Here is a 25,892-nt window from a genome sequence, read left to right on the forward strand (position 1 = left end):
TGATTAAAATCTATACCTCCTCATAGAACAAATTTCCTCCATTTACTTTTACTTCACTTTTCCATTAATATCTAAACTTCAATTACAACAATTAAGTAAAAAAATGGATCAGGACTTAACTTTGCAGGATGCGAACTATCTTAATAAAGAAGATAAAAGAACCCTTGCCCTTTCTTCACTGGGTGGAGCTTTAGAATTTTACGATTTCGTGATTTATGTGTTTTACGCCAAAATCATTTCCGACCTCTTTTTCCCCAGCACGCTTAGTCCTTTTTGGGCCATGCTTAACACATATGGCATTTTTGCAGCAGGTTACTTTTTTCGTCCTTTAGGCGGAGTTGTAATGGCCCATTTTGGTGATCTGGTCGGGCGTAAAAAACTATTTTCGCTTTCTATTTTACTGATGGCGCTGCCTACCCTGTTTATCGGGATTCTGCCCACTTTTGAAAATATTGGTTATTTAGCTCCCCTACTTTTACTACTCATGCGTGTTGTGCAAGGTATTGCGATTGGGGGTGAAATTCCAGCCGCGTGGACATTTGTGTCAGAACATGTTCCCGAAAGAAAAATTGGACTAGCAAATGGTTTATTGACTGCTGGGCTATCTTTAGGAATTTTACTAGGCGCACTCATGTCTTTATGGATTTCACTGAATTTTAGTGAAGGGCAAATCCATGACTGGGCATGGCGTATTCCTTTCATTGCAGGTGGTATTTTTGGTCTAGTCGCACTTTATTTACGAACTTATTTAAAAGAAACACCTGTGTTTAAAGCCATGCAAGCTCGTAAAGAAGTTTCCAAAGAAATGCCAGTCAAGCAAGTGCTAAAAACGCATAAAACAGCTGTTGCGATTGGCATGTTATTTACATGGTTTTTAACAGGCTGTGTGGTGGTGGTAATTTTAGCCATGCCAAATTTATTGATTGGTTCATTTGGTTTTGAGCGCGCACAGACTTTTGAAATGCAAAGTGCCGCCATTGTCATGCAAATGGTCGGCTGTATTTTGGCTGGCTATTTTGCTGACCGTTTTGGTTGCGGTAAAGTCATGATGGTCGGTGCACTAGCCGTGGCACTCACAGCAGCAGTTTTTTATAACAGTTTAGGACATGCCGCACACTCAACCATTTTTGGTTTATATATGTTGTTAGGTCTATGTTCAGGTACTGTCGGCATGGTGTCGAGTAGTATGGTCAAAATGTTCCCTGCACCTATTCGTTTCTCGGGCATTTCATTTTCTTATAATTTGTCGTATGCGATTGTTGGTGGTATGACACTGCCGTTAGTGCATTGGCTCAGTCAATATAGTGATATTGGTGCGATGTATTATATTTTCGCGCTGACCATTTTGGCCTTTGTGACTGCTTTTGTGTTTTGGAATAAGTTTGAAAAAAACAGATATTAAAAGTTTTAACTCATAAAAAAAACCACGCCGATTGCGTGGTTTTTTTATTGCGGTTCACTTTAGAAAGTAAACCCAATATTAAAGTTTAAACGATATAGCCATTTATCACTGTTTGGCGAAGTTGCAGAGGTATAACCCGTTGAGTTGGTCGAACCACCAATAATGTTGGAGTTTTTACCCCACGTATAGTCTGCCCAAACCATAAATGGTGAAGCAATAAACATCATACCTGTAGTGTTCATTTGCGAATCTGACCAATCATCACGTTTTTTATCAAGGTAACTATAGTCATTGTAAAACTTAATGGCTTTTAGCTTACCCATACTAGTAACAGGCAAAGTATAAGCAAGGTTTAAACTCGCAATCGTTCCTTCTGAAGCAATGAAATAAGCAGGTGTAAAGCCATTATTGCCCATTAAAGTCATATCGTTACTTACACCGTCCGGATTTTTAGCATCGTATTGATAGTGAATGACCGAGCTTTGTAAATTAAAGCGTTTGTAGTTGTTTTCAGTGTGCAAACCGACTGCATAATATTTACCATCTTTATCGGTAACTTTGTTATGTAGCTGCGCGATTGCACCCGATACACCAAACTCTTGCTTACCAAAATCAGTTTCTAACTTGCGCACAATACGGGTATTCACCTGATTGCGTTTTTCATTTTGATAGGCTTTTTGAGATGGAAATGCGTTTTCTTCCAAGTCATCATAAGTTGCACTTTCAGGTGAATAACGCAAGTTAGTCTCTAACATTTTCGGGTAATAGCCGAGTTTTACATCCCAATCTTTGTCATGATAATTCCAGTTAAGTCCTGGAGCAATATTGTTGCCATAACCTAAAAAGAATGGAATATGGTAAGTCCAGCCATTTTGCGGATAGGGATAAATCGTAAATGGTTTATAAACCAGACCTGCTTCAATGCTGTTATTGGCATCTAAGTTATAGCCCACGTATGCTTTTTCAATGGACGTTTTTTGTTGATCTTGAAATAGATAGCTGGCGTTGATGTAAGCATCATCAAACTTACCTTTGAGATCAACCCTGAAAATATCAAAATAGAGCTTACCAAAACCACGGTTTGGCCCTTCCCAATCTTCGTAACGTTGATTTAAGCGAACCACCCCACCTAACTTTAATGAGTCAGTTCCATCATCACTTTTCCATTCAAGCAATGAATCTTTTGCAAAAGCATTGACGCTTACCCCCAGCGTAAGCTGCGCAATGAATGCCATGATCAATGAAGTCTTTTTCATCTCTACATCCTTGATTGAGTTCCAGCGTCCTGCTGGAACTTTATTTGTTTTACCTGTAAAACTTAGTTTTTATTGTTTTTTAGACAAAAAAATTTATCTAAAAAAAGGATGGTTTAGCAGCTCCCATCGCATATGTACTAAACCATCCAAACTGGTTAATACAGTTTCTTTTGCGGTGGACCCGCAAAATTTAATGGTCCAATCGAGTTCATATCGAGCTCAATCACGGTTGGCCCTTCAAAAGCAACAGCCTCTTGAATAACCGTTTTAAATTCATCTGCACTACCGACTTTCCAGCTCTTCACACCCATTGATTCACCAAGAAGTTTGTAGTCTGGTGTATGCAATTCATTGAAATACTGGCGACCACCAAAGTAGTTATTTTGAATGCCACGCATTACACCATAGCCACCGTCATTCATAATCATCAAAACCATGTTGGTGTTTTCTTGCACCATGGTTGCAATCTCACCAATGCCAAGCATTAAGCCGCCATCGCCGACTAAACCAATCACTTTTTTGTCAGGGTTGGCTACCGAAGCACCGATTGCAGTTGCAAGACCTAAACCAATTGCACCCGCAAGTGAGTGAATGTTTTGGTTTGGTGCTTGTACAGGGAATAAACGGCTGCCCCATGTGCTACCCGACATGGTAATGTCTCGTACAAAAATGCCATCTTGCGGTAAAGCTGCACGTAAGTGATCACAAATTAAAGCATATTGGTCGATTTGCTTACGCAGTGCATCAATTGCAGCCTGTTTAGCAGCCACTACAGCAGCATCGTAATCGGCATCGATTTTTGAGGTTCCTTGAAGCTGTTCTAACACACGTGTTAAGACATCTTTGGCATCGCCACAAATGAAGTTTCGGATTTTGTAATTACGTTGCTGAGCCACTGGGTTTGCATCTACCTGAATAATATTTTCAGGGAACTCAACCGAATAGGTTTTAGTTTCATTACTACGTAAACGTGAACCCACAACAACCATTAAGTCAGCATCTTTTAATAACTGCTCCACACCTGCTGAGTTATGGAAAGCACCTAAGCTACGTGGATGATCATCTGCCAACACACCGCGGCCATGCGTAGACGACACCACCGGAATACCTAAATCTGCAATTGCTTTAACTTCAGCAACACTGTTTAAAGTTCCACCACCAATCCAGAAAATCGGGCGCTTTGCTTTTTTGATTTCACTGACAAGAAGATCAATTTCAACTTGCTCTGCCTGTGGCAACTCAAGTGCTTTCACTGGCCCAAGATTAAGTGGCAAATCGATTTCTGCTGCTTGTACATCAATGGGTAACTCAACACTTACCGGTCCCATTGGAACTGTAGTTGCTACTCGAATTGCTTCACGAATCACGCCAACAGCATTGTCTGGACTAGTAATTCGGAATGCCGCTTTGCTTGATGCACGTAAAAACGTAAGTTGGTCTTTAGTTTCATGAATGAAGCTTGCATCACGGTCGAGATATTCACGCTCAACTTGACCCGTTAAATGCAATACAGGGCTACCCGCGTTCATTGCTTCAATGAGTGAACCCACCGCATTACCTGCACCAGCACCCGTACTGGTTAACGCTACACCTAGGCCTTTAAAGCGTGAGTGTGCATCTGCCATGGTGACTGCGCCAGCCTCACCGCGTGCTGCGACAAAACGCATTTTTTCACGGCGCCCTACTGCATCGGCAATAGGTAAATTGTGGATGGAAATAACACCATAAATACTATCAACTTGGTGCGCTTCTAAAACTCTTGCGATTGCTTCGCCTACATTTACACGTTCAGTCATGTCTGTTCCTCAAAATTTGTTTTTTCAGTCCTTGAATTTATTAATCGCACCAAGGGTTAGGCTGTTCATTCAGCCCCATATAAATACTCTTTTGTTGCATGTACGATAAAATGCCCAAACGGCCTTTTTCGCGCCCGATACCACTGTCTTTAAAGCCACCAAACGGCGCACTAATCGAGAATTTTTTGTAGGTATTAATCCACACCGTTCCCACTTCTAAGGCACGTGCGATGCGCCAAGCTTTGCGATAGCTTTCAGTCCAGATGCCTGCGGCAAGGCCAAAACAACTGTCATTGGCTTGGGCAATTAAATCTTGCTCGTTGTCATATTTCATAACGACTAAAACAGGGCCAAAAATTTCTTCCTGACAAGTTTGAGCACTGTTATTTAAACCCGTGATAATGGTTGGTAAGTAATAACTTCCTTTGGCATAGTCACCAGTCGTAAGCGCTTCACCACCAATCAGAATCTGACCACCTTCGCTTTTGGCAAGCTGCACATAGCGGTCAACTGACTGCAAATGTTTGTCATTTACAAGTGGCCCTAAATGCACACCAACCTGTTCCGGATGGCCCACGCGTAAGCCTTTGGTAATTTCTACCAGACGCGTTAAAAACTGATCGTAAAGACTGCTATGAATAAACAAGCGAGAACCTGCAATACACGCTTGGCCTGCCGAGCTAAAAATTCCGTACGCCACACCTTTCGCAGCCAGTTCGACATCTGCATCAGGTAAAACGATGGTTGGTGACTTTCCACCCAACTCAAGTGAAGTGGTAATCAATTTATCTGCGGCAATATGTGCCAAATGACGACCCGTGCTTGTTCCACCCGTAAAAGAAATTTTACGAACCAATGGATGTTGAGCAATTGCGTCACCAATCACAGAACCACGACCAACCAACACACTGAGTAAACCTTTTGGTAAGCCTGCTTCTTCAAAAATTTTGGCAAGCTCTAAGGCAATCAGTGAAGTTGCTTCTGCTGGTTTTAACACCACTGCATTTCCCGCTGCCAAAGCTGGAGCAAGCTTTTGAACTTCACTCGCAATTGGAGAGTTCCAAGGGGTAATGGCTGCCACAACGCCCACAGGTTCATGCACGCTCATGGTCATAAAGTCTGGAGCACGTTGAGTAGTGAGCTCATCGTTCAACGTTTCACATGCTGCTGCAACATAACGTGCAGTCGCCGCAGCGCTCATCACCAAACCACGAGTTTCGGTTAAAGGCTTACCATTATCACGTGTTTGTAATTTCGCTAATTCGTCTACACGCGCTTCAATAATGTCTGCAACTTTGTAGAGAATACGCGCACGCTCATGCGGCAAGCTGTTTCTCCAGCTTGGTTGACGCCAAGCCTGATCTGCTTTTTCAATTGCTTCATTTACATCATCAAGCGTTGCTGTTGAAAGCTCTGCATTAACCGACTGATCTGCCGGAAACAGGCTTTGAATGACTGCACCACGGCCTAATCGCCATTCACCTGCAATATAAATTTCCTTCGCCATGATCAAATCCTTCTTAAATCTGTATTGCTTCTACACTGTTGCGACAAGCACGAATCACGCTAAGCGCAGCCAAAGTTGATGTTTTCGGGTTACTTGGCAACGGCACGCCCACCAGTTCAATGGTCATTTGCCCAAAGCCACCTTCTACCACAATGGTGTGTTTGTTTTTGTTGATGGCTGGATCAACAGTTAACTCAACCATGGTTTCATCCATTCCAAGCCCTGCAAGTGCAATCGTTGCTGCAACGTTGGCATTGGCTGGAAATTTGGTCGCAGCTTCACGCGCAGTTCCTGTGAAAAAGACTGTAGCTTCAGCAACATGGTCTAAATCGACCAATTGCTCTGCATAACTGCCCTTCCAGCTTTTTGGGCTTTTACAGCCCTTGTAAGTGACTTTTTGCAAACCACCTTCTTTAGCCGCAGAAATACCGTCAATGCCTGCGATAGCCCCTGCAAGTAAATGCAGATGGGCATCATTTTTTTCGGCAGTTTGTTTAAGCTGAATTAAAAATTCGCTATCAGCCAAAGTACCCACCGAAATCAGACCAATGGTCCAGCCTTTCGCTAAAACTTTTTGAGCATGTTCTTTCACTGCTGCTTGACCTGCCACTTCAATGACATAGTCTGGCGTACCATCACATTGCTCAATATCTGAAATCACTTGAATGTCAGAAGACACTTGCGATTGAACTTTTTCAATGCTGCGAGATGGCACTACAATCCATTTGAGTTGCAGATCTTGAGGCAAATGGGCATACACTTCTGCTGCCATTGCGCCAAAACCAATCATCATCAACTTTTTCATGACAGCACCTAATATTTATAAATGTTTATTAAAACCACCCGAGACATCTATTGCCGAACCTGTGGTGTAAGATGCCAATGGTGATGCCAAGAAAACTAAAGCACGTGCAGGTTCTTCTGGACGACCTAAACGCTGCATGGGAATACCGCGGTTTTTTGCGATATTGCCAGTCCATTCCTCCCAAGACAGATTCAAATCTGAACGAGTTTCATAACGACGTTTCCACTGCGCAGACTCAACCATTCCAAGTAAAATCGAGTTCACACGAACGCCATATTGAGTAAACTCATGTGCCAAAGAATGGGTTAAATTCAACAGTGCAGCGCGTGCAGATGAAGTCGCAATCATATGTGGCTCTGGCTGCAATGCTAGTAACGAGTTCACATTGGTAATTGAGGCATTTGCTGACTGTTTTAAGTCGTCAAGAAAAGCCCGTACCGGATGTAAAACACTGAAATATTTCAGCTCAATTTCTTTCATCCAGTCTTCATCTTGCGTATTTTCAAAGTTTGAAACACGCCCTTGCCCAGCATTGTTAATGAGCATGTCCACATTGCCCAAATTGAGTTTGACGTCTTTAGCAAATTGCTGAACTTCTTCTTTTTTCAACACATTACATGCTTTGGTAAAAATATTGGCTTGCGGAAATTTTTCTAAAATATAGTGCTTAGACGCATTTAAACGTTCTTCATCGCGACCACACCAAGCTACTTTTGCACCCTCTGCAACCAGTATTTCAACAGCAGCCAGCCCAATCCCAGATGAGCCACCGGTAACAACTGCAACTTTTTCTTCAACTTGGAAGCTCATAATCCTTAATCTCTCTTACGATTGTTCCTGAATCGTCAACATAATTTGGTTAAATGCTTGCGGTTGGTCGACATAACTTAAATGTCCTGCATCTTCTATGACGAAGCGCTGTTCCAACTGCAATTCCTGAGCAAGCGCTTGTATACCTAACGCAGGAGTGATTTGATCTTGCTGCCCTGCAATCACTGTGCATGGGACTTTTAAATGAGTTAAATAATTACGTATTTCGTCATATGCCAGTAAGTACGATGCATGTGTGAACCCCTTTAGGGTCAACTGTTGCATCACCTCTGAAACTAAAGCTAAGGCTTGTGGTTCTTGTTTATAAATCAAATGAGGCCCACGGCTTTCGGCCATTCCTTTAGCACCTAACTCTTTCAACATTTTTGGTCTTTTTTCAAAAACCTGAGTTTGTGTCTGTTCATCGTGGCGTTGGTAGCCTTGAGCTAAGTTAGCGACAACCAAGTGTTCCACTCGCTCTGGGTAAAGTGCAGCAAATGCACTCGCCTGTAAGGCACCTAATGAGTGTCCGACCACAATTGCTTTTTCAATTTTTAAAACATCTAACAATGCTGCCAAACGCTTTGCGTAGTCGGTAGCATTGGGTTGATCAGTTAAAAGTTCATCTGATTTGCCATAGCCCGGTGCATCCCAGGCAACGACATGAAAATGATGAGACAACACTTCAAGTTGATTCACCCATGAAGCAGAACCTGAACTAATGCCATGCAAAAGTACAAGGTACTCGCCCTGACCCGCTTCACGATAAGCTTGTTGCTGGCCTTGAACAGTGACCATTTTCACTGGAAATTCTGCTAACTTTTCAATGAGTGTCATCATTTTCAATTCTTTCCTTTCATTCACTTCATCAAACAATTAACGTTTGATTTGAGACAATGGATGCTCTGGTGGATAGTTCGGAATGGTGGGTTTACCTGTTCCCAACATCACACACATCAAGGCATCTTCTTGACCTGGGTTAAACAGACCACGGTAAATTCCCGGTGGAATTGAAATCAGGTCACGCTCTTTTAAACGGGTCTCAAATTTTTCACCGTTGTGCTCAATGAACAAATCAATTTCGCCGCGAAGCATAAAGAAAACTTCTTCAACATCGTGGTGAATGTGCAAAGGACCTTCACACTGTGGTGGCAAAACCATGGTTGAAAATGTGAAGTTTTCTGCTGGTACAGTGTTGCCGTCATTTACAACACCTGTTGCACCCGTACCCATGTAACGCATTTGTGCACGGCGATATTTCGGGTCGTAATCCGCTTGGAACTTCAAAGCATCAAAGTCATATTTACGTGTTTCAAAGCGAGCAATACGCGTGTTTAACCAATCTTCTAAAGAAGCATTTTCTGGTTGTGCCCACGATTCGAATTGTTGTGTAGTCATTTTTTAAACTCCTATACAGTGAATTAATAACGTTTTAAGAGAGGAACCAAGAACAACGATCCAATGACAGCGACAGCAGCCAAGAAGGTAATTCCCAAATTAAAACTATGTGTTTGCATCACGATGTAACCGATAAGAACAGGTGCAATTGCACTTGCAAAATTACCTAAACCGTTGAATATTCCACCCGCAGTCGCCCCTACATTTGAAGTCGTTACTTTTGCAAGCAGAGCAAATATAGCCGCTACTCCAAAACCCCACGCCATAGCACTTAAAGACATAGCAGCAATAATCAATAATGGCTCGGTCATAAGAACCATCACATACATGAAAATGCCCGCGAGTAATAAGCCGCTAAATACTTGAATGGCGCGGCGACCTAACTTGTCAGATAAGAATGCACCGATGATTTCGCCAATTAACATGGCAATGAATGGAAAGCTTGAATACATCCCAAATTCTTTGAGATTGAATCCTTTGTCTTGAATAAGATAAGAAGGAACCCAGCTATTTAAGCCCCATAAATATGTCATCAAAGCAATGTTAAAGAGACAAACCAACCAGAATGCACTATTGCTTAAGAGCAATTTAGTATTGGCAATGTGACCTTTGAAATTGGTACGTTTACTCTCACCATCAATTTCGACAGTTTTCTTAAGTTGCAAATTACGTAGGCCAAAAACAATACTGAAAATGGCGATTAGTGTTAAACCAGCCATCACAAAAAAAGTGGTATGCCAGTCATGGTGCGCCAAGACATTTGCCGTGATTGGGAACCCGAGAAATGCACCAATTGGCGTTCCAAGTAAGAACATGGTTGAAGCACGTGCTTGCTGGCGGTCTGTATAAGTCTGCTTAACAATGGCATAGGCCAAAGCAAACAATGGACCTTCTGCCAAACCAAGTAACACACGTAAAATCAACATGCCTGAGTAACTGGTAGTAAATCCCATGCAAAACATGAGTAAACCCCACGACGTTACGCTCCAAAACAGCATTTTCTTTGGGTTAAAAATGTCACCCAAAAAGCTTAGAAAAACTGATGAAAAACCATAAGCAAGCAAGAAACTTGTCATGAGCCATCCGAGCTTGGCCTTATCTTCAGCAATTCCCATTGCACTTTGAAAATGAGGATCTGAAAATAAAACCGCAATACTAATCTTGTCGAAAAATGCCAGTACCACACACACCATAAGGACAAAAGCAGGTACCCAATGCTTCAATCCACTTTTTTCTTCATTACTCATGTGTCATTCCTTCGATTTGGTAATGAGAACCAGATTTAATGTTTACGGTTTTAACTTCATGACATTAAATTCAGAATCTGCTAACAGGTTTGGATCTAAAATGGTGTTGGCTTGCATCCAACGCTTTGCCAGTTTGACCAGTTTAGAATCATTAACGGCAATCATGTTGAGCAAACGATTTTCATGGTCCAGATATAAATAGCTCACCTGATCTTCACCACCTTGGCGAATCACCACTTCTTTGGTTTTTTCAGGCTGATATGTTCCTAAAATCTGAATATTGAAGTGATATTGATCAGACCAAAGCCATGGAATATCACTATATTCAGTTTCAATTCCGAGCATCGACTTCGCTGTGGCAATTGCCTGATTTTGTGCATTTGCCCAAGACTGGATGCAGTAGCCCAAGCTCGGATGAATTGCGACATCGCCTGCGGCATAAATGTTTTGATCTGAAGTTTGCCCAAAGCAATTCACCACAATGCCATCTTTCACATCGAGACCAGCATGTACACCTAACTCTTTGGCAATTTCAGCACCCGCACCTACCACAACACAGTCAAATAACTGACTATTTTGAGGGTGGTTTACCACTTCAACTTTTTTATCTGGAGCTTCAACCAAATGAAGGCTCTTGCTGTCTAAATGAATTTGTGTACCTTGAGTCTCATGCATATTTTTTAAAAATGCAGAGACTTCAGGACTCACACTTCTTGCACATAAACGGTCGCCATATTCAAAAATATGAACTTCTTTACCTTGCTTACGTGCAGTTGCAGCAATTTCAAGACCAATCCATCCGCCGCCAATCACAGCAACATTCTTTGCATTCTTTAAAATTTTAGCCAAGCGTTCACAGTCATAGACATTACGTAAGGTCACAACATTTGGAATGAACTGCCATGTATTCACTGGCACACGTGCACGACTTCCAGTTGCAATCAGTAATTTGTCATAGGGCAAAACCTGACCACTTTCGAGATGAACCTGTTTTTGTTCACGGTCGACTTTTGTCGCAATTTCCGGCTTGTGCCAGTGAATATTGAATTCTTGAACTTGCTCAGGAGAAAACAGATTCAAACTTTCATAAGTTGCTTCTTTTGAAAGTACTTGCTTAGACAGTGGCGGACGCTCATAAAACACTTGATTTTCATTTGAAACCACGTGAATTTCGCCAATATAACCATTTTGACGTAAGGTACTTACTGCCCAACCCGCTGCCTGTCCGGCACCTACAATTACGATCTTTTCCATAGCCATCTTCCTTGTTCAGCAATACCTGTTAAACAGGCTTCACCTGACGGCGAGTTGTGTCATCAAGACCACCTTCAATCGCCCATTCGGTGAAAAGCTCTAGACGATGTTCTTCCACGCGTGGCTGCCATTCTTCTGTCAAATAGTCATCGTTGGTGTAATATTCAAATGCACCACCCAATGGTGAGTTGACGTACCAGAAATAAGCAGAAGAAATTGGGTGACGTCCCGGCCCAATAAAGGTTGACCATTCCGAACGATTCATATTTAAACCGCCCCCAATCACCTCGTGAATATCACGTACTACAAACGCAACATGATTTAAGCCAGCAGGTTTATTTGGAACACTGAGCAAGAATAAATCATGGTGATAACCTTCACCGCGACAACGTAAGAATGCACCGCGATTTTTATAGGCATCCGATAAATGAAAGCTTACTTTTTCAATATAGAAGTTTTCAGTTGTTGCCAAATCTGGTGTAAAGAACACCACATGTCCAATCGCAACAGGCTGACCTTTTTCATAGACAGGACTTGCTGCATTAACACGTTGAATGTTGCCATATTGGTTAATGCCTTGCGTTTTGAGTTCAGACACATCTTTAACAAAGCTTTGTTCAAAACGAATGGTCATGCCATTTGGGTCAAGACACTGAACTGTATTTTCAGAACGTTTAAAACCTTCTACATCAGCCAAACGAGCTGCCAAGTCTTCAAGGTCTTGAGCACTATCAACGCCCCAAGTCACTTCACGTAAAGTTGAACCTTGTTCAATTGCAGCGGGCAAACGCGCATCATCACAATTAAATAGATAAATCTTGCTGCCATTTTGAGTTTGGTAAAGATCTGTACCTTCAATATCCGAAGTACTTTTGCTTAAACCAAAATCTGCTAAAAACTTGTTTGAAGCGGCTCTATCTTCAACTCCAAACTTTAAAATCTCGATCCCTGTAATCATTTGACCACTCCTTAGTTAAAGACAAAACCGCCATTGACCGGAATATTTTGACCTGTCACAAAAGAGGACAAATCCGACAGTAGATACAATGCTGTTCCATTTAAATCTTGTGGAAGTTGCTGACGTTGAATCGCTCTTCCGTTGACATATAAATCATGACGTTCTTGAGGTACATACTCGGTTGCTTCAACCAGAGTTAACCCTGGAGACAACGTGTTTACGCAAATATTGGACTGCCCCAACTCTCTTGCCATTGAACGCGTCATGGCAACGATTGCACCTTTACTCGCAACATAAGCCATCAGGTTCGGTGCGCCCCAAAGTGCTGTATCAGAAGCAACATTAATAATTTTGCCGGCAGCCGATTGCTTTAAATGGGGAACGCATGTCTTACTGATGAGCCATGTACCTTTCACATTAATATTCATGACCCGATCCCAAAGTTCAGGATCGTAATCAATCATATTTTTTCCACCGACATTGGTTGCCAGTGCCGCACAGTTCACAAGGCCATCTAGTCCTTGTAATACTTCCACGCTTTTTGTAACCGCATTTTCAATAGAGTCTGCATTGGCAAGGTCAACAGTAACAGCATGAACGTTTAACCCTTGTTTCTGTAACGCTTGTGCTTCTTGTTGCACCAAGTCAGATAGAATATCTGCCATCACAACTTCAGCACCTGCCTCAGCAATGGCTTGAGCGAAATCTCGGCCTAAACCACGTGCAGCACCAGTCACTAAAACTTTTTTGCCTTGCAGCAACGCTACATTAGCCATGAGCTTCTTCCTGCATCTCGATACGGTTTGATGCATTTAGCGCAGCAATTTTCTTTAATTGCTTCTCAGCTTCTTTTTTCATTAAACGGCGTAAACGAGCAAGGCCAACATCGTGTTGATAGAGGAACTCTTTTTCACGTGCATTTGGTGCAAGGTTTTCTAAAATAATTCGGTCTTGTTCCAATACGTCCCAATGCAACTGCTCTAAATGATTGCGATATAAGAAGCGCCATACATTACGTTGCCAGCCGTTTACCTTACGACAACGCCAGAAAAATACGCGAGTATTGTTAGCATCAATTGGAGTTGCATAACCCACAATCCAGAATTCACCACCTGGACCAAATTGTTTACGATATGGAATTGAAAGACGTAACCAACTTGCACCTGTTGAACCATATTCGACCCAGTCGAAGTTCACACCTGTTTGGCCTTCTTTTTCAAAAACGAAGCCATTATCGGTTGTGCGGTGCTTCATCTCTGCGGTACGTTCACCATCTGCCATAGAATGTGAAGTACAGTGTAAATAGGTCCCATGCATTGGGTCCATCACGTTATCAATGGCGTATTGATGGTTTACTTTCCAATCTGCTTGGCAAAGAAATGCGCTCCACTCTTCGCTTGCAAGTTGCTCTGGAAACTCAAGCTGTTTTGGCTGTTCATTTGCATCAATACCAAACCAAATAAAGATTGCGCCATGTTGCTCAATTACCGGATAATTCTTTAAACATTTAGTTCCAGTCATTGGACATTCATGAACGGCTGGCACATCAGCAACCACACCATCAGCACGAACTTCAACACCGTGATACCAGCAAGCAACTCGGTCACCCAAGTTCCAACCAAGGGAAAGACGAGCACCGCGGTGCGGACAGCGATCTTCAAGCGCATGAACCTGACCTTCGGCATCACGCCAAACCACAATGTTTTCACCTAAACGAGTAATTCCAACTGGATTAGCAGCGACTTCCCAACTTGCTAAAACCGGATGCCATTGGTCGCGTAAACCAAGTTCTAAATATTCTTCAGCACTTTGTGAAGTTGATACGATTGCGTTCATTTTATTCTTCCCTGACTCAATAACCTAAACGTTGCATTTCTTCTGTAAAGCTTGCAGAAGTCCACTCATCACCAGATTCACCACGGAAACCTTGCTGATTAAGTGCAGAAACAACATGATCTAATTCTGTTGCGCCCGCAGAAAATGCCTGAATCAAGTTCTTTACAAAATCTTGTTCATAGAGAGTCGGTTCTTTATAACGTGTTTGCCAAACCAACAATTCAGATCGGCCTGGAACTTGAATATTGTTGATGCCTGCTTCAGTTGATGGCGTTGCATGAATCCAGCTTGCCAACTTTTCATTAAATGTCTTCATTGTTCTGCTTCCTTGTACATGAGAGGACTAGAGTTGAATTTGAATATCCTGTCCTTCAACACGAACTGGGTAAGTACATAGGTTTCTACACCCGGGTCCACTTTTGAGCTCACCTGTCTGAATGTCAAAAATTGCTTCGTGCAATGGACATTCAACAGTTTGATCTTCGATAAATCCTTCGGTTAATAAGGCATACGCATGAGGGCAAACATTTTCGATAGCAAAGTAATTTTCATCGACAAAAAATACGCCTATTTTCTTTCCTTCAATTTCGATGGCTTTCGGCTCATCTTCGCTAATGTCACCCTGCTGACAAACTGAGATCCAACTCATACCTTGCGTCCTCATTTTGTTTTATATACAAAACATAATTTGATTTTCAAAACATGAGCTAAGCATAATCTGCTTGATCATTTTTTGTCAAAGTAAAAATAAATATAAAATTCATAGATTTGATTAATTTTAAATATTTTGTTACGTTTCAAACAAGAAACAAAGTTTTAAATATAAAAATTGTTTTATGCATTTTTAACAATTACAATAGTTATAAAATAAAGCAGCATGCCCCAAATTGAATCATGTTTTATTTATAGGAAAATGAACGAATGAGCATAGCAATTGAAGAAGATTCGCAAGAATCGGAAACAACAAAAAATGATGATCGATATTTAGTACCCGGACTTGTACGGGGTTTAGCTATCTTGCAAGCATTTAACCAACAAGCGCAAGAAATGACCATTACAGAAATTGCTGAAATTTTAGAAGTGAACCGTTCTAGTGCATTTCGTCTGATCTATACACTCGAATCTTGTGGCTATTTAAGAAAAGCATCTCAAAAAACTTATGCACTCGATTCAAAAGTCATGGAACTTGGTTTTAATAGTTTATCTAAACTTTCATTACTCGATTTATCGACACCATTAATGAAAGAACTACGTGACCAAACTAAACTTGCCGTACACCTTTCTATTTTAGAAGGCACGCACATTGTTTTTGTAAATAACATTCAGTCGATGGGAACCTTCACAAGCAACATTAGCTTAGGAACTCGCTGGCCTGCCCATGCAACTGTCATTGGTCAAATGTTATTGTCCGATTTACCTGAAACTGAAGTACGTCAGCGTTACCGTAACTTTGATGATTGGGATAGTTTTTCTGAACTGACTCCAACCAATTTAAAAAACTTATTACAAAGATTAGTGTATGTAAAAACCCAAAAAACCATGGTGAGCTGGGGTCATTACAATCATGATATGGCAGCCTGTGCGGCACCTATTTTTAAACAGTCCAATGGTAAAATGGTGGCTGTTATTTCAGTGAGTTGCCCAATTACAACTTACGATGAAAGAACATTTAAAGAGGATATCGCAAGCCTCGTTATTGAAACAGCAAATAAAATTTCAAAATTTATTTATTAAAAAAAAGCGACGTTAAGTCGCTTTTTTTGTGGTTTTATTTCTTAAATTAAAAATTACACTTCAATACTTTTCCATTCATATCTTGAAAAATCAGTGCCGAAAAGCTTTCTTTAATATCAAATTTTAAATACTGCTGTTTAAATTGAACAACCGCATAAAACTCTTCAGCACCGTCATCTAAACCAGTGGCAGAAATCTGGCTACCTTGTGGGAAATCTTTGAGCCATGCAGCATTATAAAAATCTGACACTGAACTAAATTCACAATACTGTTTTGGCTCTGCCATTATTTTTGCAGCGATTAGATCAAACTGTTGTTGTTTATAAACATCTAAGCTTAACAGCATGATCACTCTCTAAATTAAAGCTGGTTTGAGGCTAAAAGCTGTTTCTTTTTAACTTTTTCCCATTGATACCAACCATAAGCCGCCATCAAAACAAATGCTGCATACAAAGCAGCTGTTAAAAATAAATCTTTATAGATAAACATGCCCACATAAATAATATCAACGAACACCCAAAGTACCCATGTTGCAATATGCTTACGACTGGTCCAATAAGTTGCGAGCAAACTAAATGCTGCAAGCTGTGAGTCAAGCATCGGCACTGCTGCATCGGTAAAGTTTTTAAGAACTAAACCAAACAGTAAACCACCTACCGCAGCAATAATCATTTGGATGATTGCGGTTTGAACTGCAATGGGTTCAATTCGAATGTCGTGATCTTGCTGTTTTCCTTTGAACCAATAGTAAAAGCCATAAAAATTTACGACCATAAAAAAGAACTGCAAAATTGTTTCGCCATATAGCTTAAATTCGTAAAACAAATAGGCATATAAAACAAAGGCAAAGAAATTAAACAGCCAACACCACATATTACGGATGACGGTTAATCCGACTCCAATGAGACTAATTAAGACTGCAAAGATTTCTAGAGGTGACATAAAAACAGCTGCTTATTGAGATCAATTTGACGGGAATATTATGAGAAAAATATGAAGTTAAGCAAACTACTAATTTAATATAATCAAAAAATCTATGTTTCATACTTGAATATAATTTGTACTTTCCTATTTCTATGCTATAAAAATAACATCTGTATTTTTAATATACTTATCATGTTTTTATCTAAAGCCCAATGTTGTCTAGCGCGTCAATCATACGCCCCAGAGATTAAGTTCTATGTGGTCAATTGGCGACGTCCTAATTTTGGACAATTTGGCGCTTTGGATATGAAAGTCGAGATATTTAATTTGTAATATATCCCCTGATTTTCATCACAAGCCGCCATAAAACGCGGCTTTTTTTATGCCCTTTTAAAACACCAAAGTACAAAATTTCTGGAGCTTTATATGAAGCCATTATTTGAACAACAGAGTATAGCCACCCCGCAGATTCAGCCGGCTGTAGCATTATCTTCATCTCCGACTCGCCTTGCTACAGCCGGCCAATTTGTTGCTGTCGTCATTATTTGGTCGCTTACTCCACTCGCGGCCGTCTGGACAGTACAAGAAATTCACTGGTCATGGGGATTATTTATTCGATTCAGTTTGGCGATTCCAATTGCTTTACTATGTCTAAGGTTTTTCCGTTTAAAGCTCATCTTTACTAAAAAAGCTGTTTTAAGTTACTGTGCAGGAGCTATTGGCTTATTTGGTTCAATGGCCTTTTGCTACATGGGTGCAGATAAAGTCCCCTCTGCCATTATTTCAATTATTTACGGCACCTCTCCGTTGCTATCTGGACTGATTAGCTCCTTTTTATTAGGACGTGAACGTTTTTCAGTATGGCAATGGCTTGGACTCGGTATTGCTCTTGTCGGAATGAGTTTTACTTTAGGACTGTCTTCATCAGGTTTGCAGCTCAACCGCATTGGTATTGTATTAGAACTGATCGCTATGCTGTTTTATGTCTTGTCGACGTTTGCCGTGAAATCTGTTGGAGCGCATATTCCACCCATTACACAAATGACAGGCGCTACCCTTGTCTCATGGGTCGGTTATATATGTTTGTTACCTTTCTTTTGGTCGCATCTTCCCACTGAATTTCCAAGCCTGAAAATTTCGCTAGCAGTACTCTACAGCGCGGTTTTTTCATCTGTACTTGCCATGATTTTTTATTATCAACTCATCAAGATACTACAACCGACGACTGTGCTACTTATTACCATTATCACCCCAGTCTTAGCTACATTTTGGGGAACATGGTTTAACCATGAACAGCTCAGCTCACATCTTATTTTAGGTTTAACCCTGTTATGCATAGGGCTATTGATGTATTCACGCCGTCCAACATAATATTTATAACCTGATTGAGAACACTCATCAGGTTATTCTCCCCCCTCATCTTTACATTGATCTTAAGAATAAAACTTAGTTTTATTTTAATCCTCCTTTTATTTTTGTTTACGGACTAGTCAACAAATTGTATTTGACAATTTTTAAACGATCGTTTAAAAACTTATTAAAAATAAACAAAGGACATCGGAAAAATGTCAAATCAAGAAGGAAAAGTCAGCCGTGAAATCCGCGGACATATTTTTTTAATTGGTCTAGATCGGGCAGCAAAACGTAATGCCTTTGATAGCCACCTGATTAAAGATTTATCACTGGCACTTACCGAATATGAAAATAATGATGCTCTTCGCTGTGCAATTATCTTTGCTCATGGCGAACATTTTACGGCTGGATTAGATCTAGTTGAGTTACAACCCAAGCTCGCTACTGGTGTTTTCGATTTTAGTGATGAAGAAGTTAACCCTTGGGGTACAGTTGGAAGAAAACTGAGTAAACCTTTGATTGTAGCGGTTCAGGGTTATTGCTATACCGCTGGTATCGAACTATTTCTGAATGCAGATATTGCTTTAGCAAGTGAAAATACTCAATTTGCACAGATGGAAGTTCAACGCGGCATCTTACCTTTTGGTGGAGCTACAGCACGATTTACTCAAGCCGCGGGTTGGGCCAAAGCCATGCGCTATTTGTTAACAGGTGACAGCTTCGATGCCAAAGCAGCTTTTGATATGAACCTGATTACAGAGATATGCCCAGAAGGTACTCAAATCAACCGTGCAATAGAACTGGCTGAACATATCGCTCAAGCTGCACCACTTGCTGTAAAAGCCACTCTCGCTTCTGCACGTGAAGCTATGAATGAAGGTTATGAAACTGCATTTAGCCAATTACAGGGCCATCTTCAACCTTTGCTAAGCACAGAAGATGTTCAAGAAGGTGTTTTTGCCATGTTGCAAAAAAGACCACCTGTTTTTAAAGGTAAATAAAACTTCACCACGCTAGAAAAATAAAGAGAAAAGCAATGCAATCAGCAACTCAAATAAATGAACAGCTTAGCCAGACTATACAATTTCCAGCTTTAGATGGCTATCAACTCAAGGGCACACGTTACTTTACAACGACACCAGCTAAAGCAAATATTGTCGTTGCTGGTGCGACAGGTGTACCCCATGAGTTTTACCGCCGCTTCGCTGAATATATGACGCAATTTGGCTATCAAATATTCACCTTTGACTATCGAGGCGTTGGAAAATCGAGTCCAAAATCTTTGAAAGGATTTGATATGTCTTATTTAGATTGGGGGCAATATGACTTAGCAGGTTCAATTGAATATTTATCAAAAGAACCATTACCTCTTTTGATGGTTGGTCATTCCTATGGTGGCCATGCACTAGGTTTGCTACCTAATCATGATAAATTATTGGCGTGCTATACATTTGGTACAGGTGCTGGTTGGCATGGCTACATGCCACTTAAAGAACGTTTTAAAGTGCAAGTGGTCTGGAATATCGTGTTTCCACCTATCGTTGCCGTGACAGGTTATTTGCCTTGGAGCAAATTTAATATGGGTTCTGATTTACCCCTCAATGTTTATAAACAGTGGCGTAAATGGTGTAAAAACCCTAAATATTTTTTTGCAGACCCAGAACAGCAACACTTAATTGAACAATATGCCTCTGTCAAAGTTCCAATTTATGCGGTCTCTGCTCTAGATGATGATTGGGCTTTACCCGCTTCTTGCCACGCATTTATGCAACATTATCGACAAGCTCAAATCTCATACGTCAGTCTTCAACCTCAAGATGTTGCTATGAAATCCATTGGCCACATGGGCTACTTTAAAAAAGATGCTGAACAGATCTGGAGTAAAATCCGCACCACTTTTGATGGTTTTTTATAAACCTGCTTTATGTTTTGGATGATGTGAAATGAGACCGCAAAAACTAACCAAAGAAGACCTGCTTAAGCACTGTGCTTTGCAGTTCAAAACTTATGGATATACAGGAACGAGCATGGACATGCTGGCAAAGGCTTGCGGCCTCACCAAAGCTTCTTTTTATTACTATTATCCAAATAAAGAAGCACTTTTACTTGAGGTGTTAAATAGCACTCATCAATATTTAATCCATTCTTTATTTGGAACTGCTATAAATTCAGAACACTCAGCCATTGAACGTTTCGAGCAAATGCATAAACGTGCTGTTCAATTTTTTACCCAAGGGGTGAATGGTTGTCTAATTGGTGTAATTTCAATGGAAGTAGCATATGGCTCGCCTGAAATTTTAGCCAAAATACGTAATATTTTTCAGGACTGGCAACTTGCGATCCAGTCTATTTTTGCTTGTTGTATTGCTCAAGATCAAGCTGAGATTTTAGCAAAACAAAGTATTGCTGATTATGAAGGTGCGATCTTAATGTACCGTGTCACTCATGATGAATTTTACATAGATCAAGTCAAGCAACGTATCCTTGGATTTCTTCATTCTTAAAAAATAAAGCCCACTTTAAGTGGGTTTTATTTTTTAAGGGTAATCGTTATTCAACTCTCACGATTTTACCTAATTCATCGTGGTGAACGACTGTAATTTTTTGGCTACGCCCCTGCTCAATTTGATGTTCAGGTAAATCAAAATAGCGCGCATAATCATCAGTCTGTTTTGCTTTAAGTGCACTGCCACCGACACGACGCTCTGGTAGCAAATGACTCCATAACAATAAGCAAATTGCACAAGCAATTAATGCTGTAAGACCATGTTCAATACCCACACCAAAGGCACTAAATAAACGGTGTACCAAATGAGTTTTTTGTAACTCAGCCAATACCCAGATAAATACAAATGGACGCCACAACAACAACCAAACCGCCCACATCATGGCTGTGCTTGTTGTAGAAGCATAGCGTTTATGCCATGGTAACTGGCGGCGTAAATCAATAATCAACGAATTTGTCTTCATTTCTCTCTTTACCTAACGAAGTGCTGTGGTTTTTCCCCAGACATCAATACAGCACGATCTTTAAAATCTCATGACTCTTGCATTTCATTCTAACGAATGCCCCGATCTGGGCTCACCCAACGTGCTCGTTTCTCATCTCCACGTCGTAAGACTTTTGGAAATGCCACAATGGTTGCTGAAATAGTGCTTAGCCAAAAGACCAATGGATACCAGATCATCCAGAAATAGTTTTTTCCTAGATGCGGTTCATAACGACTATCCATCCATTTGCTTAAAGCAAACTGAATTAGACAGGTTGCCCCCAATAAAATACCGGTACCATAAGGTAAAAATGGGGAACTCACAACTGCTAATGCAGGGACTGGGAAAATAAAATGTACCAACCACAACAAAGCCATTGCCAGCATTAAATATGACCAAACTAAAGTTAAGCAAAGCTCAAACATTAAAGGCCATAAAAAATTCAATTTTGGTTTAGTGAACACATCAATATTTTTAATTAATACTTGTGCGCCACCCATTGCCCAACGTAAACGTTGTTTCCACAACCCATTTAGGGTTTCAGGCATTAAAATCCAAACCAAGGCATTTGGTTCAAACTCGATATCCCAACCTGCACGCTGTAACTTCCACGTAATATCGATATCTTCAGTCAACATATTGGGTGACCAATAATCGACTTGGTGAACGGCGCTTTTACGAAAAGCCGTAATTACACCAGATACGGTAAACAAGCGACCAAAAGTACGCTGTGCACGTTTAATCATGCCCACAATCGAAGAAAACTCACCGACCTGAATACGCCCCAATAAAGTTGAACGAGTACGAATACGTGGGTTTCCAGTAACGGCTGCAACTGTTGGATTTTCAAGGAAATGACGAATCATCCACTTTGCTGCATGTGGATCAAGTAAAGCATCACCATCAATACCAATTAAGAATTCGGCATCGGTCATTAAGCTCCCGGCTTGCAATCCCATGGCTTTACCTTGATTTTGCGCCAAATGAACAACACGTAGTTTTTCATGTTGTTCTGCTAAACGATCAAGTACTTCACCTGTATTATCTGAGCTGCCATCATTAATCGCAATGACTTCAAAATGAGGATAGTCCAGTTTTAAAGCATGGCTAATGGTTTCCTCTGCATTATCCCCTTCATTAAAACAAGGAACTAATACAGCGACTTTGGGATAACTTTCTAAAGGGGCTGGTTGATCGTAAGGCGGAGCCTGACGTTCTTTCCAATAGAAAATGATCGCACCAATCATCCATAAATACGACATGAATAATGGATAATAAAAAACGAATTTTAAGGCATGCGACCATATTGCAGCAAAGATTGTCATGTTTCAGCCTCGACTACGGCACAAGACGAGATGATTTTTCGGCAAATGCTTTATGCATTACGTCAACATCCGGGTGATCTTTGATTGGGTCATCAGGGTAATATCCGACATGCATTACACCTTGCTGATACAGTGAATGAATTGTTGCTGCCATTTCAGTTGAAGGTACCTTTTCATTTTTACGCCAGTCGGTTGCCTGTAATTCAAAAACGGTTTTCTTGATGCCATTAGGATATTGTTTCACGCGATCAATCATGTCTTTATAGAACTGATCTGAATTCTCGACCTGCTCCATATAAGGCATTGCCATAATAGCTGTAAAATCATAACGCTTTAATGACTCTTCAAGCGATTGTGAATACCAGTTTTCTGCATATGGTTTTAAAGCCACTTGCGCATATAAGTTACGTGCAGTGACCAAGAACGGTTCATATTGTCGCACGTCATCAACGAGTTGCATTGCAAAATCATCTAAATATTTTGTCTTATATGCAGTCCATTTCTGTAAGTCTTGATCATTTTCACGAATTTTTGCTAAATCTGTTGGCAACCCTTGTTTCGCATAAGCTTTTAAAGCATCAGGACTTGCATCTTCATAATCAGATAAAGTTACATCGTCATGGAATAAAAGTCCGTTAAACGGCGTTGACTTAGCCAAATCCTGATAAATTTCACGAATAGTTTGGCGTGCATCTTTTGAAAATGGACTTAAACGGATATAACCCATATTAAGGTGTTCACCCGTTTTTTCCTGCTGAGTCACGACCAAGTCCTTAGAAACAGGGTCGGTTTTTGGTAGTTCCCACGCCAATAACGGCATCCATGCATAAATACGGCTTACAGAAGTACGGGTTTGAATTTGCCATGCAACACGGTTAAACAAGTCTGCACGCATTGGAATATGGCGGTTTGGGAAATAGACCATATCAGCAGAACCATTTGCATCTGGATCTGAAAATGCCTGTAAATAAACTGTATTTACACCCATACCATTAATTCGATCTAACAAGTGACCTAGATTACGCTCTTGTTGTTTCGGGTCTGGATCATAAATATAGTCCAAATCGACATGCATGATTTTTTGCGGACGATTATTATCCGTTAAATTTAATTCACGGTTTTTAATTTCTTGAGCCAAATCATCAGTTGTCATTCCGCCCTCTACCAAAATACGGCTCATATTTTGTAGAGATTGTTTTGCATGGTCTGCCCCATCATCAAGTGTAATGGTCACAGGCATGCCTAATTTTTTTGCAATTTGGACAGTTTGCATATTATAACGACCATATGGCCACACCATAATACGCGGCGAACGTAAGCCATGCGCTTTTAATAAGTCATTGTTCTTTTTCAGGTCGTCATAGATTCGTGCCTGATATTGTTTATCGTTTTCATAAGTTTGAGTTTTAACATCATAAAAACGAGTCGTTGCGGCAGGTTCAGAGTTGCCTTGCGGATTCCCTGTAATACCACGGTGTAAGTGATAGCTATGATTGGCGATTTCTACAAAGCCACTATCTTGCATCTCTTTAAGTTCATTCCAGCTTAAGATTTTATCACGTGGAATTTCTTCACCCGAAAAATCAACTTTTTGACCAGCTTTTGGTTCTAACCATGAACCCACTACAGCCAAAACAACCGGAATCTTTTTAGCTTTAATAACTGGATAAGCATTTTGATAAAAAGACTGATAACCGTCATCTACAGTTAATAAAACCGGTTTTGTAGGCAGTTGAAATTTGCCCTGATGAGCACGGATCAACTGATCAACCGTAATAAAATGGAACCCATTCTTTTGCAGCCACTCAACGTGCTGTGTAAATTGTTGAGTCGTCACCGCATATTGAGGAATTAACGCATTTTTAGTATCGGTAATTTCATGATAACCAATCACCGTGAGTGTTGAAGCGTCCAGTTTAGGTGGTTTGGCTAATGCCATGCCTGACAAACCTGCCAAGGCCAAGCCAAGTGATATGTTCAACAAAGGAGATGCAAAGCGGATAATCATGAAATAGCGTCTCAATAACAATATAGATTACTTATGTGAAATTTGATGTTAGGGCACGAACTTTTTGAAAGTTGGTCTTAATATCACACTGCTCACAAATGAACAGTTTTTCAGTCAGCATTTATAATCAAATAATCTGAAAATAATCTTAAATATTCAAAAAGCTAAAATATAAATTAATAATGTATTTATATTTAAAGCTCATATAAACAAGAAAGCCCCCTAAAGGGCTTTCAATTTTTCACTAGTCACGAGTTTTCACATCGAATAATTCAATTTCAAAAATTAAATTAGAATTAGCTGGAATAATCTTACCCATTTTACGCTCACCATAAGCTAAATGAGCAGGCACGATTAATTTACGCTTGCCGCCAACTTTCATTCCCATAATGCCTTGGTCCCAACCTTTAATCACACGGCCTGTTCCAATCACACATTCAAAATAATTACCACGGTCAATTGAAGAGTCGAATTTAGTGCCGTCTTCTAACCAACCTGTATAGTGAGTTGTAATCAAAGCGCCTTTAACCGCTTCTTTGCCTTCACCTACTTTTAAATCGATAATTTCTAATTCATTTGACATGGTTTAACCCTTAAACTGAATTTCTAAAATCGTAATTAGTACTTAGTGTACCAACTCAATCTGTAGAATTTGTTGCGCTTTTCTATGTTACTGTAACTGTGTCCAAACAACATTGGCCTGACCCTTTTCACCTAAAAGCGTCCACTCGTTGTCCATCACATTTAATTGTAGTTGCATGGTGCGTTCACAGAGTTGTTCTAGCTCAGCTGTGCTTTGAGGGGCAATCTGCCAAACCTGAACGTTACTTAACGTTTTAATCTTACTGTTTCGCTTCCACCATTCTTCGACTTGTGTGCCATAAACAACAACCGCAACTTTTTTACAGCGCGAACTGGCTTTTTTGACTTTATCTTCAGACGGCAGACCCACTTCAATCCATGCTTCTAACTGACCTGTTAAATCTTTTTGCCATAACGCTGGTTCGTCAGTTTCAAAAAGATCTTTTGTAAACTCAAGCTCATCACTTGCGAAACGAGCAAAGGCCATTAAACGAACCATTAAACGTTCTAAAGTTTCCGAAGGATGCAAGGCAAGCGTCAGTTGATAATCACCATAAATATGGTCGTCCATATTGGCAATATTCAAGTCTGCCTTATAAATTGTTGCTTTAAGCGCCATGATTAATATGTTCCAAAATTTGGCGCTAAGGATACTCGATTTTAGATAAAAATTTATAAAAAAACTGAGCAATGCAAAACATCCCGA

General features: G+C 40.4%; 27 protein-coding genes. 6 read left to right on the forward strand and 21 right to left on the reverse strand.

Annotation, left to right across the window (positions count from 1 at the left end; genetic code table 11):
* Nucleotides 1–103 precede the first annotated feature (103 nt).
* Nucleotides 104–1,402, forward strand: a complete 1,299-nt coding sequence (locus MMY79_RS14590) for an MFS transporter (RefSeq protein ID WP_252609741.1) — start codon at nt 104–106, stop codon at nt 1,400–1,402.
* A gap of 59 nt (nt 1,403–1,461) precedes the next feature.
* Here the strand turns inward: MMY79_RS14590 and MMY79_RS14595 are convergent, their stop codons facing one another.
* The 14 genes from MMY79_RS14595 to MMY79_RS14660 form a co-directional block, all read right to left on the reverse strand.
* Nucleotides 1,462–2,658: a hypothetical protein gene (locus tag MMY79_RS14595; RefSeq protein WP_252609744.1), complete on the reverse strand. Its 1,197-nt coding sequence runs from the start codon at nt 2,656–2,658 to the stop codon at nt 1,462–1,464.
* 155 nt (nt 2,659–2,813) lie between these two features.
* Nucleotides 2,814–4,454, reverse strand: a complete 1,641-nt coding sequence (locus MMY79_RS14600) for a thiamine pyrophosphate-binding protein (RefSeq protein ID WP_252609752.1) — start codon at nt 4,452–4,454, stop codon at nt 2,814–2,816.
* A gap of 40 nt (nt 4,455–4,494) precedes the next feature.
* On the reverse strand, nt 4,495–5,961 hold the full coding sequence (locus MMY79_RS14605; RefSeq protein WP_252609754.1) for an aldehyde dehydrogenase: 1,467 nt from the start codon (nt 5,959–5,961) through the stop codon (nt 4,495–4,497).
* A 13-nt stretch (nt 5,962–5,974) separates the two neighbouring features.
* Nucleotides 5,975–6,766 (reverse strand): aspartate dehydrogenase, encoded by a 792-nt coding sequence (locus MMY79_RS14610; protein ID WP_252609756.1) that lies wholly within the window; start codon nt 6,764–6,766, stop codon nt 5,975–5,977.
* Nucleotides 6,767–6,781: 15 nt separating this feature from the next.
* Entirely contained in the window at nt 6,782–7,576 is a 795-nt protein-coding gene (locus MMY79_RS14615) for an SDR family oxidoreductase (RefSeq protein WP_252609758.1), read from the reverse strand.
* A 15-nt stretch (nt 7,577–7,591) separates the two neighbouring features.
* Entirely contained in the window at nt 7,592–8,416 is an 825-nt protein-coding gene (locus tag MMY79_RS14620; protein ID WP_252609760.1) for an alpha/beta hydrolase, read from the reverse strand.
* A 36-nt stretch (nt 8,417–8,452) separates the two neighbouring features.
* Nucleotides 8,453–8,974, reverse strand: coding sequence for a cupin domain-containing protein (locus tag MMY79_RS14625; protein ID WP_252609761.1), 522 nt, complete (start codon nt 8,972–8,974; stop codon nt 8,453–8,455).
* A 23-nt stretch (nt 8,975–8,997) separates the two neighbouring features.
* Nucleotides 8,998–10,221, reverse strand: coding sequence for an MFS transporter (locus tag MMY79_RS14630; protein ID WP_252609762.1), 1,224 nt, complete (start codon nt 10,219–10,221; stop codon nt 8,998–9,000).
* 42 nt (nt 10,222–10,263) lie between these two features.
* Nucleotides 10,264–11,475 carry an FAD-dependent oxidoreductase gene (locus tag MMY79_RS14635; RefSeq protein WP_252609763.1) on the reverse strand — a complete coding sequence of 404 codons (1,212 nt, stop codon included), beginning with the start codon at nt 11,473–11,475 and terminating at the stop codon, nt 10,264–10,266.
* A 28-nt stretch (nt 11,476–11,503) separates the two neighbouring features.
* Entirely contained in the window at nt 11,504–12,433 is a 930-nt protein-coding gene (locus MMY79_RS14640; RefSeq protein WP_252609764.1) for a VOC family protein, read from the reverse strand.
* A gap of 11 nt (nt 12,434–12,444) precedes the next feature.
* A complete protein-coding gene (locus MMY79_RS14645) occupies nt 12,445–13,209 on the reverse strand; it encodes an SDR family oxidoreductase (protein WP_252609765.1) in 765 nt (254 codons plus the stop codon).
* Nucleotides 13,202–14,269 (reverse strand): aromatic ring-hydroxylating dioxygenase subunit alpha, encoded by a 1,068-nt coding sequence (locus MMY79_RS14650; protein WP_252609766.1) that lies wholly within the window; start codon nt 14,267–14,269, stop codon nt 13,202–13,204. The genes MMY79_RS14645 and MMY79_RS14650 overlap by 8 nt, the downstream gene beginning before the upstream one ends.
* A gap of 16 nt (nt 14,270–14,285) precedes the next feature.
* A complete protein-coding gene (locus MMY79_RS14655; protein ID WP_252609767.1) occupies nt 14,286–14,585 on the reverse strand; it encodes a recombinase-like helix-turn-helix domain-containing protein in 300 nt (99 codons plus the stop codon).
* Nucleotides 14,586–14,612: 27 nt separating this feature from the next.
* On the reverse strand, nt 14,613–14,918 hold the full coding sequence (locus MMY79_RS14660; protein WP_004794037.1) for a non-heme iron oxygenase ferredoxin subunit: 306 nt from the start codon (nt 14,916–14,918) through the stop codon (nt 14,613–14,615).
* A 272-nt stretch (nt 14,919–15,190) separates the two neighbouring features.
* Between MMY79_RS14660 and MMY79_RS14665 the strand changes: the two genes are divergently transcribed.
* Nucleotides 15,191–16,003 carry an IclR family transcriptional regulator gene (locus MMY79_RS14665; protein ID WP_252609769.1) on the forward strand — a complete coding sequence of 271 codons (813 nt, stop codon included), beginning with the start codon at nt 15,191–15,193 and terminating at the stop codon, nt 16,001–16,003.
* Nucleotides 16,004–16,049: 46 nt separating this feature from the next.
* Here MMY79_RS14665 and MMY79_RS14670 read toward each other — a convergent pair whose 3' ends face one another.
* Both MMY79_RS14670 and pnuC read right to left on the reverse strand, forming a co-directional pair.
* Complete coding sequence (locus MMY79_RS14670) at nt 16,050–16,349, reverse strand: hypothetical protein (protein WP_252609771.1); 300 nt, start codon at nt 16,347–16,349, stop codon at nt 16,050–16,052.
* A gap of 14 nt (nt 16,350–16,363) precedes the next feature.
* Nucleotides 16,364–16,945, reverse strand: a complete 582-nt coding sequence (gene pnuC / locus MMY79_RS14675; RefSeq protein ID WP_107881090.1) for a nicotinamide riboside transporter PnuC — start codon at nt 16,943–16,945, stop codon at nt 16,364–16,366.
* Nucleotides 16,946–17,353: 408 nt separating this feature from the next.
* Here pnuC and MMY79_RS14680 point away from each other — a divergent pair, with 408 nt between their 5' ends.
* The 4 genes from MMY79_RS14680 to MMY79_RS14695 all read left to right on the forward strand — a co-directional run bounded on the left by MMY79_RS14680 (nt 17,354) and on the right by MMY79_RS14695 (nt 20,784).
* Nucleotides 17,354–18,298, forward strand: coding sequence for a DMT family transporter (locus MMY79_RS14680; protein ID WP_252609773.1), 945 nt, complete (start codon nt 17,354–17,356; stop codon nt 18,296–18,298).
* A gap of 194 nt (nt 18,299–18,492) precedes the next feature.
* On the forward strand, nt 18,493–19,281 hold the full coding sequence (locus MMY79_RS14685) for a crotonase/enoyl-CoA hydratase family protein (protein WP_252609775.1): 789 nt from the start codon (nt 18,493–18,495) through the stop codon (nt 19,279–19,281).
* A 35-nt stretch (nt 19,282–19,316) separates the two neighbouring features.
* Nucleotides 19,317–20,195, forward strand: a complete 879-nt coding sequence (locus tag MMY79_RS14690) for an alpha/beta fold hydrolase (protein ID WP_252609777.1) — start codon at nt 19,317–19,319, stop codon at nt 20,193–20,195.
* Between the two features lie 28 nt (nt 20,196–20,223).
* A complete protein-coding gene (locus MMY79_RS14695) occupies nt 20,224–20,784 on the forward strand; it encodes a TetR/AcrR family transcriptional regulator (RefSeq protein WP_252609779.1) in 561 nt (186 codons plus the stop codon).
* A 46-nt stretch (nt 20,785–20,830) separates the two neighbouring features.
* On the opposite strand, the gene pgaD is transcribed toward MMY79_RS14695, so the two are convergent.
* The 5 genes from pgaD to MMY79_RS14720 form a co-directional block, all read right to left on the reverse strand.
* Nucleotides 20,831–21,250 (reverse strand): poly-beta-1,6-N-acetyl-D-glucosamine biosynthesis protein PgaD, encoded by a 420-nt coding sequence (gene pgaD / locus MMY79_RS14700; protein ID WP_252609781.1) that lies wholly within the window; start codon nt 21,248–21,250, stop codon nt 20,831–20,833.
* Between the two features lie 89 nt (nt 21,251–21,339).
* Nucleotides 21,340–22,596, reverse strand: coding sequence for a poly-beta-1,6-N-acetyl-D-glucosamine synthase (gene pgaC, locus MMY79_RS14705; protein WP_252609782.1), 1,257 nt, complete (start codon nt 22,594–22,596; stop codon nt 21,340–21,342).
* A 13-nt stretch (nt 22,597–22,609) separates the two neighbouring features.
* The gene (gene pgaB / locus MMY79_RS14710; RefSeq protein ID WP_252609783.1) at nt 22,610–24,604 is read right to left on the reverse strand and encodes a poly-beta-1,6-N-acetyl-D-glucosamine N-deacetylase PgaB; all 1,995 of its coding nucleotides are present in this window, start codon (nt 24,602–24,604) and stop codon (nt 22,610–22,612) included.
* Between the two features lie 244 nt (nt 24,605–24,848).
* Nucleotides 24,849–25,187 carry an FKBP-type peptidyl-prolyl cis-trans isomerase gene (locus MMY79_RS14715; protein WP_002117532.1) on the reverse strand — a complete coding sequence of 113 codons (339 nt, stop codon included), beginning with the start codon at nt 25,185–25,187 and terminating at the stop codon, nt 24,849–24,851.
* Nucleotides 25,188–25,274: 87 nt separating this feature from the next.
* Nucleotides 25,275–25,805 carry a YaeQ family protein gene (locus MMY79_RS14720; RefSeq protein WP_252609784.1) on the reverse strand — a complete coding sequence of 177 codons (531 nt, stop codon included), beginning with the start codon at nt 25,803–25,805 and terminating at the stop codon, nt 25,275–25,277.
* Between the last annotated feature and the right edge of the window lie 87 nt (nt 25,806–25,892).

It is taken from the genome of Acinetobacter sp. XS-4, assembly GCF_023920705.1.
Lineage (GTDB): Bacteria > Pseudomonadota > Gammaproteobacteria > Pseudomonadales > Moraxellaceae > Acinetobacter.

Bases quoted from the DNA above. Each gene is read 5' to 3' on its own strand.
- MMY79_RS14590 (WP_252609741.1), top strand. From the start codon at position 104: ATGGATCAGGACTTAACTTTGCAGGATGCGAACTATCTTAATAAAGAA.
- MMY79_RS14595 (WP_252609744.1), bottom strand. From the start codon at position 2,658: ATGAAAAAGACTTCATTGATCATGGCATTCATTGCGCAGCTTACGCTG.
- MMY79_RS14600 (WP_252609752.1), bottom strand. From the start codon at position 4,454: ATGACTGAACGTGTAAATGTAGGCGAAGCAATCGCAAGAGTTTTAGAA.
- MMY79_RS14605 (WP_252609754.1), bottom strand. From the start codon at position 5,961: ATGGCGAAGGAAATTTATATTGCAGGTGAATGGCGATTAGGCCGTGGT.
- MMY79_RS14610 (WP_252609756.1), bottom strand. From the start codon at position 6,766: ATGAAAAAGTTGATGATGATTGGTTTTGGCGCAATGGCAGCAGAAGTG.
- MMY79_RS14615 (WP_252609758.1), bottom strand. From the start codon at position 7,576: ATGAGCTTCCAAGTTGAAGAAAAAGTTGCAGTTGTTACCGGTGGCTCA.
- MMY79_RS14620 (WP_252609760.1), bottom strand. From the start codon at position 8,416: ATGATGACACTCATTGAAAAGTTAGCAGAATTTCCAGTGAAAATGGTC.
- MMY79_RS14625 (WP_252609761.1), bottom strand. From the start codon at position 8,974: ATGACTACACAACAATTCGAATCGTGGGCACAACCAGAAAATGCTTCT.
- MMY79_RS14630 (WP_252609762.1), bottom strand. From the start codon at position 10,221: ATGAGTAATGAAGAAAAAAGTGGATTGAAGCATTGGGTACCTGCTTTT.
- MMY79_RS14635 (WP_252609763.1), bottom strand. From the start codon at position 11,475: ATGGAAAAGATCGTAATTGTAGGTGCCGGACAGGCAGCGGGTTGGGCA.
- MMY79_RS14640 (WP_252609764.1), bottom strand. From the start codon at position 12,433: ATGATTACAGGGATCGAGATTTTAAAGTTTGGAGTTGAAGATAGAGCC.
- MMY79_RS14645 (WP_252609765.1), bottom strand. From the start codon at position 13,209: ATGGCTAATGTAGCGTTGCTGCAAGGCAAAAAAGTTTTAGTGACTGGT.
- MMY79_RS14650 (WP_252609766.1), bottom strand. From the start codon at position 14,269: ATGAACGCAATCGTATCAACTTCACAAAGTGCTGAAGAATATTTAGAA.
- MMY79_RS14655 (WP_252609767.1), bottom strand. From the start codon at position 14,585: ATGAAGACATTTAATGAAAAGTTGGCAAGCTGGATTCATGCAACGCCA.
- MMY79_RS14660 (WP_004794037.1), bottom strand. From the start codon at position 14,918: ATGAGTTGGATCTCAGTTTGTCAGCAGGGTGACATTAGCGAAGATGAG.
- MMY79_RS14665 (WP_252609769.1), top strand. From the start codon at position 15,191: ATGAGCATAGCAATTGAAGAAGATTCGCAAGAATCGGAAACAACAAAA.
- MMY79_RS14670 (WP_252609771.1), bottom strand. From the start codon at position 16,349: ATGCTGTTAAGCTTAGATGTTTATAAACAACAACAGTTTGATCTAATC.
- pnuC (WP_107881090.1), bottom strand. From the start codon at position 16,945: ATGTCACCTCTAGAAATCTTTGCAGTCTTAATTAGTCTCATTGGAGTC.
- MMY79_RS14680 (WP_252609773.1), top strand. From the start codon at position 17,354: ATGAAGCCATTATTTGAACAACAGAGTATAGCCACCCCGCAGATTCAG.
- MMY79_RS14685 (WP_252609775.1), top strand. From the start codon at position 18,493: ATGTCAAATCAAGAAGGAAAAGTCAGCCGTGAAATCCGCGGACATATT.
- MMY79_RS14690 (WP_252609777.1), top strand. From the start codon at position 19,317: ATGCAATCAGCAACTCAAATAAATGAACAGCTTAGCCAGACTATACAA.
- MMY79_RS14695 (WP_252609779.1), top strand. From the start codon at position 20,224: ATGAGACCGCAAAAACTAACCAAAGAAGACCTGCTTAAGCACTGTGCT.
- pgaD (WP_252609781.1), bottom strand. From the start codon at position 21,250: ATGAAGACAAATTCGTTGATTATTGATTTACGCCGCCAGTTACCATGG.
- pgaC (WP_252609782.1), bottom strand. From the start codon at position 22,596: ATGACAATCTTTGCTGCAATATGGTCGCATGCCTTAAAATTCGTTTTT.
- pgaB (WP_252609783.1), bottom strand. From the start codon at position 24,604: ATGATTATCCGCTTTGCATCTCCTTTGTTGAACATATCACTTGGCTTG.
- MMY79_RS14715 (WP_002117532.1), bottom strand. From the start codon at position 25,187: ATGTCAAATGAATTAGAAATTATCGATTTAAAAGTAGGTGAAGGCAAA.
- MMY79_RS14720 (WP_252609784.1), bottom strand. From the start codon at position 25,805: ATGGCGCTTAAAGCAACAATTTATAAGGCAGACTTGAATATTGCCAAT.